Genomic DNA, 12,864 nt, shown 5'->3' on the forward strand with positions numbered 1-12,864 from the left:
GCTGTCTGCCATGCCCCTCGAATCGCCCAAGTCGCCCGTCCGCCAGTCGCTGATTTCTGTCCGCGGTGCCCGCACGCACAACCTGAAGAACATCGATCTCGACCTGCCGAAGAACGCGCTGGTCGTGATCACCGGGCTGTCGGGCTCGGGCAAGTCGAGCCTCGCGTTCGACACCCTCTACGCCGAAGGCCAGCGCCGCTACGTCGAGAGCCTGAGCGCCTACGCCCGCCAGTTCCTGCAACTGATGGACAAGCCCGACGTGGACGTGATCGAGGGCCTGTCCCCGGCGATCTCCATCGAGCAGAAGGCCACCAGCCACAACCCGCGCTCCACTGTCGGCACCATCACCGAGATCCACGACTACCTGCGCCTGCTCTACGCCCGCGCCGGCACGCCGTTCTGCCCCGACCACGGCCTGCCGCTGGAGGCGCAGAGCGTCAGCCAGATGGTGGACGCAGCGCTCGCGCTGCCCGAGGAGACGAAGCTGATGGTGCTCGCGCCCGTGGTGCGCGACCGCAAGGGCGAGTTCGTCGAGCTGTTCGAGGGGATGCAGGCGCAGGGCTACGTGCGCTTCCGGGTCGATGGCCAGATCGTCGATGCCGCCGAGGTGCCGCCGCTCAAGAAGACCGAGAAACACGACATCGACGTCGTCATCGACCGCCTCAAGGTGCGCCCGGATGCGCAGCAGCGGCTGGCCGAGAGCTTCGAGGCGGCGCTGCGCATCGCGGAAGGCCGCGCGCTGGCGCTGGAGATGGACACCGGGCGCGAGCACCTGTTCTCCAGCAAGTTCTCGTGCCCGGTGTGCAGCTACTCGCTGTCAGAGCTGGAGCCGCGGCTGTTCTCGTTCAACTCGCCGGTCGGCGCCTGCCCGAGCTGCGACGGGCTGGGACACGTCAACGTGTTCGACCCGGAGCGGGTGGTGGCGTTTCCGACGCTGAGCCTGGGCAGCGGCGCGGTCAAGGGCTGGGACCGGCGCAACGGCTACACCTTCTCCACGCTGGAGAGCGTGGCGGCGCACTACAAGTTCGACCTCGACCAGCCGTTCGAGGAACTGGCGCCCGCGCACCGGCAGGTGCTGCTCTACGGCTCGGGCGAGGAGGAGATCACCTTCGTCTACGCCGCCGAGGGCGCGGGTGGCAAGAAGCGCAGCGTCAAGCGCGCCCACCCCTTCGAAGGGATCATCCCCAACCTGGAGCGCCGCTACCGCGAGACCGACTCCTCCGCCGTGCGCGAGGATCTGGCGCGTTACCAGGCCAACAAGCCCTGCGCAGAATGTGGCGGCGCACGGCTGCGGCGCGAGGCGCGCAACGTGTTCCTGGCGGATGCGGGCGGCCTGCCGCAGAAGGCGATCTTCGAGGTCGAACACGCCACGCTGTCCGACTGCCTCGCCTACTTCGAGGCGCTGCACCTCAAGGGCGCCAAGGCCGAGATCGCCGACAAGGTGGTGCGCGAGATCCGGGCGCGGCTGAAGTTCCTCAACGACGTAGGCCTGAACTACCTGAGCCTGGACCGCAGCGCCGACACCCTCTCCGGCGGCGAGGCGCAGCGCATCCGGCTGGCGTCGCAGATCGGCTCGGGGCTGTCGGGCGTGATGTACGTGCTGGACGAGCCGTCGATCGGCCTGCACCAGCGCGACAACGAGCGGCTGATCGGCACGCTGCGCCACCTGCGTGACCTGGGCAACAGCGTGCTGGTGGTCGAGCACGACGAGGACATGATCCGCGCCGCCGACCACGTCATCGACATGGGGCCGGGCGCTGGTGTTCACGGTGGGCGCGTGATGGCGCAGGGCACGCCCGACGAGGTGGCCGCCAACCCCGATTCACCGACCGGCCGCTACCTCGCGCAGGTGATGCGCATCGAGCTGCCCGCGCAGCGCCGCCGGCTGCAGGACCAGGCCGATCCGCGGGTGCTGCGTGTCGTCAATGCGCGGGGCAACAACCTGAAGGGCGTCACGGCCGAGATTCCGGTCGGCCTGTTCACCTGCGTGACCGGCGTGTCCGGATCGGGCAAGAGCACGCTGATCAACGACACGCTCTATGCCGCCGTGTCGCGCAAGCTCTACCAGAGCCACCAGGAGCCGGAGGCACACGACGAGATCGACGGTCTGGAGCATTTCGACAAGGTCATCAACGTCGATCAGAGCCCCATCGGCCGCACCCCGCGCAGCAACCCCGCGACCTACACCGGCCTGTTCACGCCGATCCGCGAGCTGTTTGCCGAGATGCCGGCCGCCCGCGAGCGCGGCTACGGGCCGGGGCGGTTCAGCTTCAACGTCGCGGGCGGGCGCTGCGAGGCGTGCCAGGGCGACGGGGTGCTGAAGGTGGAGATGCATTTCCTGCCGGACGTCTACGTGCCCTGCGACACCTGCCACAGCAAACGCTACAACCGCGAGACGCTGGAAGTCCTCTACAAGGGCAAGAACATCACCGAAGTGCTCGGCATGACCGTGGAAGACGCCCACGCCTTCTTCAGCGCAGTGCCGGCGCTGGCGCGCAAGCTGCAGACGCTGCTGGACGTGGGCCTGGGCTACATCAAGCTTGGCCAGTCGGCGACGACGCTCTCGGGTGGCGAGGCACAGCGGGTGAAGCTGGCGCTGGAGCTGTCCAAGCGCGACACCGGCCGCACGCTCTACATCCTCGACGAGCCGACCACCGGGCTGCACTTCGCCGACATCCAGCTGCTGCTGCAGGTGCTGCACCAGCTCTGCGAGGCGGGCAACACGATCGTGGTGATCGAGCACAACCTGGATGTCATCAAGACGGCGGACTGGCTGCTCGACATGGGGCCGGAGGGCGGGGCGGGCGGCGGGCGGCTGCTGGTCGCGGGGACGCCGGAGGACGTGGCGGCGTGCGAGGGGAGCCACACGGGGCGGTTTCTGAAGTCGTTGCTGGCGGCGGTGCGGTAACGTTCCGGAGCGATTTGCCGCACGCGGGCCAAGCCCTCACACCAGCCTGCGCCGATTGGCTTCGATGGCACTGCGCACCCGCCTGACGGTCGCTGCCCGGATCGGCCGGGTGGCAGCGGTCGCTGCAAATTGCCCGGCCAGCTCGGCGAAGTGGTCCACCACCTGCGCCGCCCACGGCCGGTCCAGCCCCCCTTGGCTGGCCAGGGTCAGCAGGTGGGCCCGGGTGATGTCGCGTCCCTCGCCGCACACGTCCATCTGGTGTTCGCCACCCGGCCCTTCGCAGAAGGTCAGGTCGTAGCACGGCGCCAGCCGCCAACCGCGGTCCCGCCCCAGCCTGAACGACACGTTCTTGGCATGGTCATCGCGGTTGTGGAACACCACATTGAACACGGCCCGCTCGTACGCCTTGCGCACCTCGCGCTCATCCCGCGTGAACAGCCGGGTGGCCCGCAGCAGCGTCGTGTAATCGACGGCGGACGGTAGCCGGAAATCCACCTGCAGCGCACCGGCGAGCGTATGCACCGGCACGCGCAGCCCGTCCTCGACATCAAAGCGGGCGATCCCGAACGCCCCCAGGCGGGTGTCGAGGTCGAAGCAGCGGGTTTCGGGCATGTCCAGGCCGCCGTCCCGAGCGAGTTGCGCGTAGGTGTCCTCCAGTGCGCAAACTTCCTTGTGCTCGCCTCTGGCCTGGAACTTGACCAGCCATGGCCGGCTCCCGGGAAAGGGGGCCGTGCCGACCTCGGCCGTGCGGGGATCGTGGTGGACCAGCACCTTGGGCCGCGCGCCCTGCGGCGATCCACCCAGCAGGGCCAGCTCACGCAGCGCCACACTGTCTCGGTCATGCACCACGGCGCTGGCCTCATGCGCCAGGTCCAGCAGCCGCATCGCACGGGGGGCGATCGACTGGGGATCCGCCGGCTCGAAGGTCAGGGCGCCCAACGTGCGCTCACCGAGGAACATCAGGCGGTCCAGCGGCGACACCGTGGCCGGATTCACCCCGCCTTGGCGGAACAGCCGGTCCATCACCAGCAGGCCCCAGCCATCGGGCAGGGCATCCGCGATGAGGCCCGGCAGGTGCTGCTGGTGGGCGGGAAACCCGCTGGAGGCACCCGACCGGAGTGGCAGGTGACGCGGCGACAGCTCCAGCCCCTGCTGCAAGGCCTCGGCCGAGTATTCGAACAGCAGTTCATGCCCGTGGTGGGCCAGCGTGCCCAGCAGCCACCGCTCGCCCCAGCCGGCGTAATGCACCAGGACTTTCTTGCTGATCATGGCGTGTGTGTGTGCGTGCGTTTGCGCGACGCCCGCTGACGGGGCGCGCTGACCCTGCGCTCCAGCTCGGCGATGGAGCGGGGCGGGGCCTGCACGAAGAGCGGCTGCAGCGCCTCTTCCAGCCCGAGCACCTGGACCACCCGCACCAGCGAGGCCAGGGTGGTCTGGCCGGAGCTTTCGAGGGTCACGACCGTGCCGCGCGACACCCCTGCCCGCAGCGCCAGCTCGGATTGAAGCAGGCCCTGCGCCAGACGTGCCACCTTGAGCCGCTGGCCCAGGGCTTGGCAGATTTCGTCAGAGGAGGCGAGACCAAAGTCCAGTTTGCTGATCATTGCAGCCTATTCTAGGCCTTGATGAACAGTTTGCTGATCTCAGGGTCAACGCAGCAGATACACCCCGATCCGCACCGCCTTGCGCTCCGCCGGTAGCGGCGTCAGCGTCCCGACGAAGATCCGCCGGTTCAGCCACGCATGCGGCCCGTCCGGCGCCGTCAGCCGCACGACCGAGCGCGCATAGCGCCCGTCCGGCGACGGATCCTCGATCAGCACGCGGTTGTGCACCGTGATGACGGTGCCGTCATCGGTCTCCATCTCGTACAGCGCGTCCAGCTCCTTCACGCCGTCCGGCCGCACCAGTTGCCGATCCGCCCCGCCGGGCAACACGCGCCCGCGCAGCCGTGGTCCCTCGAACGTGCCGCCTAGGATGTCGATGATGAACCGCTCGCCCAGCGGCGACCTGCCCAGCGCGCGGCGCGGGCCGATGTCCACGGTGGCGTCGTAGAGGGGTTCGAGGGTCGGGAGGTTGGGGTGGTCGCTGTTCATGGGTAGACCTGCCGTTCGATGGTGTCGATGATCGACTGTCGCCGCGCCTGCGTGACCTACGCGGGGTCGAGGTCCTGCTCGAAGATGGCGGCGAAGGTCTGCCGGTTCGAGACGAAGTGGAAGGCCAGTCCGACCGCGTTCGCATAGACATCGAGCACCTGCACGTCCGCCCGCACCACGCCCTCGGCCTGGCCGCGCTGGAGGAGCCGCGCCAGCGCCGCCATGCCGCGCAGATTGGCCTCGCGGACCTCGGGCATCTCGCGCACGAAGCGCCCGCCGAGCAGGTTCTCGCCCATCACCAGCCGCACGAACTGCGGGTGCGCGACGTGGATGTCGAAGACGTGACCGGCGTAGGTCCGCAGCGCCTCGCGCACGGGCAGCACGTCGAGGTCCGGCTCGGGGGTGTCGCGGCGGATCTGCGCGTAGGCGTGCGACAGCGCCGCCGCGTACAGCCGCTCCTTGCTGTCGAAGTGGTAGTACAGCATCCGCTTGCTGGTGTGGGTGCGCGCCGCGATGGCGTCCACACGAGCACCGGCCAGCCCGTGCTCGGCGAACTCCTCAATCGCCACCGTGAGGATGTTCAGAACGACCGGGTCCATGCCGCTTCAGTTCGCTGCAGCCACCAGCATCGCCCGCAGCGCGTCGCACAGCGCATCCGCCGCGACCCGGCTGTCCTCGGAAATCGCGGTGTAGCTGAAGAAGCCGTGGTTGAGTGTCGGGAACTCGCGCAGGGCGGTGGGCACGCCAGCCGTCCGCAGCGCGGCGGCGTAGGCCAGGTTGTCGCGGTACAGGAAGTCGTACGGCCCCACCCCGATCAGCGCGGGCGCGACCCCGGCCAGCGTCGGCGCCCAGCGCGGCGAGACGAGCGGGTCGCGTGCCTTGGCCTCGGCGTCGGGGCCGGTGCCGAGGTACATCTCGCCGACGGCGCCGTGGGCCGGGTCGGTCAGGTCGGTGGCGGGGTAGAGCAGGAGCTGCGCCGCCAGCGCGATGCCCTCGTCGCGGCAGACGACCGCCGCGACCGCCGCGAGGTTGCCGCCCGCGCTGTCGCCGCCGACCGCGAGCGGCCGGTCGGCGCCCGCGAACTGCGCCCGGTGCGCGTGGACCCAGCGCACGGCGTCGAGCGCGTCGTGGACGCCGGCCGGGAACGGGTCTTCCGGTGCGAGCCGGTAGCCGACGCTGAGGACGACGGCGCCGGTGCGGTTGGCGATGCGGATGCAGTGCGCCTCGTGCGAGTCGATGTCGCCGACGATCCAGCCGCCGCCGTGGAAGTAGACCAGCGTGGCGGTCGGCTCCGGCGTGTCGAGCGGCCAGATCGCCCGCAGCGGGATCGCCGCGCCGGGGAGGGTGAAGTTCTCGATGCGGCCGGTGGGCAGCAGGGGCTTCGGGTAGAGGAAGGCGCGGATGTTGCGGGCGCGCTCGCGCATCTCGGGGCCGCTGCCTTCGTAGAGGCCGGGGACGCCGGACGCTTTCCAGCGGCGGTCCACCTCGGCGAGGGCGGGGTCGAGTGGCGGGGGAGTGGTGGTGTCGGTCATGTGGGCATGTCAGGGCAAGTCACTCAAGGCGCTGTGGATCACTTGGCGGGCACGACGTTGACCAGGTCGATCACCACCGACTGCCCCACCTTGGGCGTCTTCACCTCGTCGGTGGCGAAGTAGACGTTGTGCGTCGCGGCGATCGGGGCGAACCAGGCCAGCTCGGTGACGCGGGCGTAGACCTTCTTCCACGCCGCTTCGGACTGCGGCAGCGGGAGGTTGGCGGCCTCGTCCATCAGCTTGGTCAGCGTGGTGTCCTCGTTGCCGAAGAAGTTCAGGCTGCCCTTGGGCGAGAGCGTCTGGAAGCGGGCCAGGTTGGGCACGCCCGAGTTGCTGTTGAACACCAGCGTGGCATAACCGGCTTCGGCCAGCAGCGCCTTGGCCTTGGCCGGGTCGTAGGGATAGCGGGTGTCGTTGGCCGGGTCATGGCCGAGGAAGCCCTTGCCCTGGAGCTGTGCGCTCGGGTCGGCGTAGTGGCCCAGCAGCGCCTTGGCGATGAGCTTGCGGTCGATGGCGTGGTTGATCGCCTGGCGCACGCGCACGTCCTTGAGGGCCGGGTTGATGGTGCCGTCGCGGTCCACGATGACCAGCCCGCTCCACTGCACCGGCTCGGAAACGATGCGCATGTTCTTGTCGAGCTTGGTCGCGTTGGCGTGGCCCGTGACCGGGTCGCTCACCAGCAGCTTGACCTGGCCGGCCTTCATCGCCTGGATGGCCGAGTTCTGGTCCTCGAACACGCTCAGCACGATCTTGTCCCACTGGATGCGGGACTTGTCGTAGTAGTGCTCGTTGGGAACGTAGGTGTAGGTCTTGCCGGTGACGGTGGCGGCGGGGTCGAGCTTGTAGGGGCCGGCGCCGAAGGTCTGCGTGCCGAGCTGGTCGGGCTTGTCCAGCGCCTTCGGGCTGATGAGGTCGCCGCTGAGCCAGTAGGCCTCGAACAGGTTGAGCAGCGCCGGGTTGGGCGAGCTGAGCTTGATCTTGAAGCGGTGCGTGTCGAGCACGTCGATCGACGTGACGTTGGCGAGGTTGACCGAGAACGGGCCTTTCTTGTTGCGCCAGTACTCGATCGACTTCCTGGCGGCTTCGGCAGTGACCGGTTCACCGTCGCTGAACCTGGCGTCCTTGCGCAGCGTGAAGGTGGCTTCCTTGCTGTCGGCGCTCATCTCCCAGGCGGTGGCGAGCGCGGCCTCGAAACTGCCGTCAGCGCGCACGCGGATCAGCGGTTCGTAGGCGGGCATCAGGTGCGTGCCGGCACGGCCGTTGCCGCTGACGGACGGGTCCATGCTGAGCGGTGCGAAGGGGTTGCCGACGGTGAGCACCTTCTGCTGCGCCAGTGCCGCACCGCCCGCGCCGAGGGCGACCACGGCGAGCAGGACGTGGAGGGCGCGGCGGGTCAGCCGGGGCAGGGTCGCGTGCTGGGTCATGGGAGTCTCCTGGGTAGACATGGAATCTGGTGGGATCAGTTGGTGGTGATCGCGGTGCGGGCCAGCCGCCACGCCTCGCGGCGCTCGCGCTGCAGGACGGGGTGCGGCACCGGGGCGGCGGCCAGCAGCGCCTGTGTGTAGGGGTGCTGCGGGTGGTCATGGACCTGCGCCGCGTCGCCGTGCTCGACGATCTCGCCCTGGTAGAGCACGGCGGTGCGGCGGGACACATGGCGCACGACGGTCAGGTCGTGCGAGATGAACAGCAGGCTCAGGGCCATGCGCTGCTGCAGTTCGTTGAGCAGGTTGAGCACCTGCGCCTGCACCGACAGGTCCAGCGCGCTGACCGGCTCGTCGCAGACCACCAGCCGCGGCCGGCCGATCACGGCGCGGGCGATGGCGATGCGCTGGCGCTGGCCGCCGGAGAACTGGCCGGGGTAGCGGGCGGCGGTGTCCACGGGCATGCCGACGCGCTGCAGGATGTCGACGATGCGGTCGCGGATCTCGGTGGTGTTGCGGTTGCCGGCGGCCAGCAGCGGCTCGGCCAGCGTGTCGCCGATGGTGCGCGACGGGTTGAGCGAACCGTAGGGGTCCTGGAACACCACCTGGATCTCGCGCCCGAGCTGGCGGCGGCGCTCGCGGCTGGCGTGGGTGATGTCCTCGCCGTCGTAGAGGATGCGGCCGGACGTGGCGGGGGTCTGGCCGAGGATGCCCCCACCATGACGAGGCCGAGCACCGTCACCACCGGCAGCGCGGCGTTGCGCAGCGCGTGTTTCCAGATGACTGAATGTTCGGAGATGCCGCTGGCACGCAGGCTGCGGATGAAGTCGCGGCCCAGCACGTCCTTCATCGCGTCCCGCGTCTGCTTGGCCACGGCCGTGATCGGCTGCATCGCCACCGACAGCACCGGCAGCACGAGGCCCAGCAGCCACGCCTTCGGGTCGTCCAGCAGCGGCGTGAACCCGGTCGCCGGCAGCCACTTCAGCCACACCGCGAACACCGCGATGAACACCAGCGCGACCCAGAACGACGGAAAGACCAGCCCCGCCAGCGACAGCGTGTCGATCGTGCGCCCGACCCAGCCGCCCCGCAGCGCGCTGAACACCCCCAGCGCCAGCCCCACGGTCACGCAGACCGCGAACACCCCAGCCATCAGCGCCAGCGTCACGCCGATGCGGCCGTTGAGCATGTCGGCCACGCGTTCCTTGGTGAAGAAGGACACGCCCAGATCGCCACCCAACGCCCGGCCGACCCAGCGCCCGTACTGCACGACCAGCGGCTGGTCCAGGCCGAGTTCCTGGCGCAGCACCTGGTACTGCTCCTCGGTGCCTTCGCCCTGCATCATCGTGCGCGCCAGATCGCCCGGCGCGAGGCTGTTGAGGAAGAAGGTCAGGAAGGTGACAACGAACAGCAGCGGCACCGACAGGGCCAGCCGCCTGAGAATCATCCGCAGCATCAACAATACCGCCAAGTTAATGAACCAGTTGGTTCAATACTGCGGTTTTCCCTCTCCGAATTTACCCGGCAAGGACGGTGACCCGGTCCCTGCCGCTGTCCTTGGACGCATAGAGCGCCTGGTCGGCGCGCTCCATGAAGGCCGCACCGGTTTCGCCCGGCTGGAACAGGGTCAGGCCGATGGAGATGGTGACGCGGGTGGCCTCGGCGTCCTGGCCCTGGCGGCGCACACGGGCCGCCGCCACGCGGGTGCGGATGCTTTCGGCCAGCGCACGTGCTTCCGACAGGCTGCGCGAGGGGACCAGGACGGCGAACTCCTCACCACCGATGCGGGCGGCCAGGCAGTCCTCGGGGGTGGTTTCCTTGAGGATGGTGCCGATGGCGCGCAGCACATGGTCGCCGTAGGGGTGGCCGTAGGTGTCGTTGATGCGCTTGAAGTGGTCAATGTCCGCGATCAGCAGGCAGGGCCGCTGGTAGCGCTTGGCGGGGGAGTCCGCTTCCGCGAGGCAGGCGGCCATGCGCTGGTCGAAGGCGCGCCGGTTGGCCAGCCCCGTCAGGCTGTCGAGGCGCGATTCCTCGTGGACCCGGCGCAGCTCGGCCCGCAACTGGCCGATCTCGTTCTGGCTGTCGGACAGGCGCTGCTGCATCTCGGTCACGGCGGTCTGCATCTGGCGCGTCGTGTTGAGCATTTCCTCCAGCGCGGGCGAGTGGGCGCTGCCGGCCAGTTCCAGGCTGAGCTTGGACAGCGAGGTGCCGTACTGGGCGGTCTGGTCGCCGGCGCGGGCGGCGGATTCAGCCATGCCGGTCAGGACGGTGGAAACCCCTTCGGCGGTGCGCTCGATCAGCGTGGCGTCGAGGCCGCTGCCCGTGACGAAGCGTTTGTAGAGCGCGTCAGCCACCGCGTCGTCAAGCTGCAGGTGCTGGCCGAGGTAGCGGTCCATGGCCGCACGCAGCGGCGGGTTCTCGCCACGGACGTATTCGTACCACAGCGTGTAGTTCACGGGGTGCAGCGCACTGCCGTAGCGTTTCATGAGCTGCACCGCCTGTCGCAAGACGTCGGCACTGCGCTCCATGCTGTCGTGGTATTTCATCGGTGTAAGCATCCCGGCGAGCTCGCCAGGCACCAGCGAGTGTCCGGAGATGGTAAGGCGCATCGCGACGCCCATTCGCCAAGAGTGTGGGCACTCTGGTACCCACTTCGCATTCTTGCGATTGATCAACGCCCGAGGCGGCTTGTAGTGGGCTGTGGCGGGATAGGTGGCTCTGTCCCCCTGTCCGCAGGGGGTTGCCGGCGTGCTGCGCATTCGGTCCTTCCCGGCGTGCTGACCAGCCGTGACAATTTTTACATGTCACGCCAACCCGCCCTGCCGCAACGCTTGAACCGCGCCCTCCGGGTGGGTGCGCTGCTGGCCGTGCTCGCCGCGGGGAGTGTTGCCGTGTTCGTGACGGAGCAGTCCTTCGTGCTGGGCGCGCTGGCCGGGGCACTCGCGGGGGCCGGCGTGCTCGCACTGTTCATGCTGTCGCGCCATCGGCAGGCGCAGCGTCAGGCGCGCAGCGAAGCCACCCGCAGCCAGGAGACCACCGCGCTGCTGCTGCACGACTTCGAGACCCAGTCCGAGGCCTGGAGCTGGGCCGCCGACCGCGAGGGCCGCCTGACGCACGCGACTGAGCGGATGGCCTGTGAGCTGGGCGCCGCTTCGCCGGAGCCACTGCTGGGTGTCTCGTTGCTGCAACTGCTGCGCTTTGGCGAAGGTGGGCCGTCGCTGGCGATGCAGCAGGGCTTTCGTGATGCGCCGTCGCCGCAAATGCCGCCCGACCATGTCTGGCTGATGGGCTGCCTGGCCGGTCGGACGCCGTTCCGCGGCGTCGAGGTGCAGGTGCACAGCCCCGCACGGCGCACGCTGTGGTGGTCTGTGAGCGGTGTGCCGGTGTTGGACGAGATTGGGGTGCATGTCGGCTGGCGCGGTGTGGTGCGCGACGTGACGACACTGCACGAGCAGTCGCGTGCGCTGGAGCGGCTGGCGCATGAGGACTCGCTCACCGGGCTGGCCAACCGGCATGTGCTGCAGTCGCGCACCGAGCAGGCCGTGGCTGCACTCGCCCAGGCACCCGAGGCCGACGGCGAGGACGCGCTCAGCCCGCTGTCGCTCTACCTGCTCGATCTGGACAACTTCAAGTCCGTCAACGACCACTTCGGGCACCTCGTCGGCGATCGGCTGCTGCAGGAGGTGGCGCAGCGGCTGCAGCGCTGCGTGGACGCGGGGCCTGGCGGTGGTGTGCTGGCGCGGCTGGGCGGGGACGAATTCGCGCTGCTGATCGCGCAGCCGATGCATGTCGTCGAGCGCGAGGCGCTGGCGCTGGCGATGCTGGCGACGCTGCGTGAGCCGTGGACGCCGGAGGATCTGTGCATCGAGGTGCGCGCCAGCCTGGGCGTGGCCGCATGGACGGGTCCGGCACATACCGCGTCCTTGCTGCTGCAGCAAGCCGACATCGCGCTGTACGAGGCCAAGGCCGCCGGGCGCGATCTGGTGCGGCTATTTGATGCGGCGATGGGCGAGCGCATGGTCGAGCGCCACCTCGTCATCCACGAACTCGGCCAGGCACTGGCCGCGGCACAGCGGGCGCTGGCGTATCCCGAGCGGCCCGAACCCGAGCTGCCCTGCGGCCGGCTGAGCGTCCACTACCAGCCGCAGCACGACGTGGGCGACGGTCGGCTGACCGGTTTCGAGGCACTGGTGCGCTGGCGCCATCCGCAGCGGGGCTGGATCTCGCCGGCGCAGTTCATCCCGGTGGCCGAAGAAACCGGGCTGGTGGTGGCGCTCGGCGAGTGGGTGCTGCGCCAGGCGTGCCGCGACGCGGTGGGTTGGGGCGGCGATGGCAAGATCGCCGTCAATGTTTCCGGCGTGCAGCTCGCCAGCCGGCACCTGATCCGCACCGTGGCGCAGGTGCTCGCCGAGACAGGGCTGCCGCCGTTCCGCCTGGAGCTGGAGGTCACTGAAACCGCTGTGCTCGCCGATCCGGCCGCAGCGCGCACACGGATGCAGTCGCTGCGCTCGCTGGGCATCGGGCTGGGGCTGGACGACTTCGGCACCGGCTACTCGTCGCTCGCCTATCTGCGCACCTACCCGATCAACACGCTCAAGATCGACCGCAGCTTCATCACCGGGCTGTCCGCAGGGGCGCAGGCGGACATGATCCTGCGCACCATCATCCAGCTCGGCCAGGGGCTGGGGATGAAGACGCTGGCCGAAGGCGTCGAGACCGCCGAACAGCTCGACACGCTGCGCCGGCACGGCTGTCTGCAGGTGCAGGGTTACCTGTTCGCCGCGGCGATGCCTGCGCACGACGCCACGGAGCGTGTATTCCGGGCGCGCAAAATAACCGCCTGAAGTGTGCAAATTGCGATAATCGGCCCCGTACCCGCTGCGGCGCTGCCATGACTTCCTCCCCGATTTCCG

At 69.3% G+C, this 12,864-nt stretch carries 10 protein-coding genes and 1 pseudogene; 2 read left to right on the top strand and 9 right to left on the bottom strand.

Features of this window, described 5'->3' with window-relative positions; translation table 11 throughout:
- Positions 1-10 precede the first annotated feature (10 nt).
- On the top strand, positions 11-2,908 hold the full coding sequence (uvrA, locus tag RMP06_RS13985; RefSeq protein WP_310462393.1) for an excinuclease ABC subunit UvrA: 2,898 nt from the start codon (positions 11-13) through the stop codon (positions 2,906-2,908).
- A gap of 36 nt (positions 2,909-2,944) precedes the next feature.
- On the opposite strand, the gene RMP06_RS13990 is transcribed toward uvrA, so the two are convergent.
- The 9 genes and pseudogenes from RMP06_RS13990 to RMP06_RS14030 form a co-directional block, all read right to left on the bottom strand.
- The gene (locus RMP06_RS13990) at positions 2,945-4,177 is read right to left on the bottom strand and encodes a type II toxin-antitoxin system HipA family toxin (protein WP_310462394.1); all 1,233 of its coding nucleotides are present in this window, start codon (positions 4,175-4,177) and stop codon (positions 2,945-2,947) included.
- The gene (locus tag RMP06_RS13995; protein WP_310462395.1) at positions 4,174-4,509 is read right to left on the bottom strand and encodes a helix-turn-helix transcriptional regulator; all 336 of its coding nucleotides are present in this window, start codon (positions 4,507-4,509) and stop codon (positions 4,174-4,176) included. Before RMP06_RS13995 ends, RMP06_RS13990 begins: the two co-directional genes overlap by 4 nt.
- Positions 4,510-4,554: 45 nt before the next feature.
- Positions 4,555-4,998: a DUF3237 domain-containing protein gene (locus tag RMP06_RS14000; protein WP_310462396.1), complete on the bottom strand. Its 444-nt coding sequence runs from the start codon at positions 4,996-4,998 to the stop codon at positions 4,555-4,557.
- 56 nt (positions 4,999-5,054) lie between these two features.
- Entirely contained in the window at positions 5,055-5,597 is a 543-nt protein-coding gene (locus tag RMP06_RS14005) for a TetR/AcrR family transcriptional regulator (RefSeq protein ID WP_310462397.1), read from the bottom strand.
- 6 nt (positions 5,598-5,603) lie between these two features.
- A complete protein-coding gene (locus tag RMP06_RS14010; RefSeq protein ID WP_310462398.1) occupies positions 5,604-6,530 on the bottom strand; it encodes an alpha/beta hydrolase in 927 nt (308 codons plus the stop codon).
- 38 nt (positions 6,531-6,568) lie between these two features.
- Positions 6,569-7,954, bottom strand: a complete 1,386-nt coding sequence (locus RMP06_RS14015; RefSeq protein ID WP_310462399.1) for an ABC transporter substrate-binding protein — start codon at positions 7,952-7,954, stop codon at positions 6,569-6,571.
- Between the two features lie 35 nt (positions 7,955-7,989).
- A complete protein-coding gene (locus RMP06_RS14020) occupies positions 7,990-8,730 on the bottom strand; it encodes an ATP-binding cassette domain-containing protein (protein WP_310462410.1) in 741 nt (246 codons plus the stop codon).
- A pseudogene (locus tag RMP06_RS14025) lies at positions 8,673-9,407 on the bottom strand (ABC transporter permease); the annotation flags it as partial. The pseudogene RMP06_RS14025 and the gene RMP06_RS14020, both read right to left, overlap by 58 nt.
- A 61-nt stretch (positions 9,408-9,468) precedes the next feature.
- Positions 9,469-10,497, bottom strand: a complete 1,029-nt coding sequence (locus tag RMP06_RS14030) for a GGDEF domain-containing protein (protein ID WP_310462400.1) — start codon at positions 10,495-10,497, stop codon at positions 9,469-9,471.
- 255 nt (positions 10,498-10,752) lie between these two features.
- Here RMP06_RS14030 and RMP06_RS14035 point away from each other — a divergent pair, with 255 nt between their 5' ends.
- The gene (locus RMP06_RS14035; RefSeq protein ID WP_310462401.1) at positions 10,753-12,795 is read left to right on the top strand and encodes a putative bifunctional diguanylate cyclase/phosphodiesterase; all 2,043 of its coding nucleotides are present in this window, start codon (positions 10,753-10,755) and stop codon (positions 12,793-12,795) included.
- Positions 12,796-12,864: the final 69 nt, after the last annotated feature.

The sequence above is a fragment of the Sphaerotilus sp. genome (assembly GCF_031429695.1).
Taxonomy (GTDB): domain Bacteria; phylum Pseudomonadota; class Gammaproteobacteria; order Burkholderiales; family Burkholderiaceae_C; genus Sphaerotilus.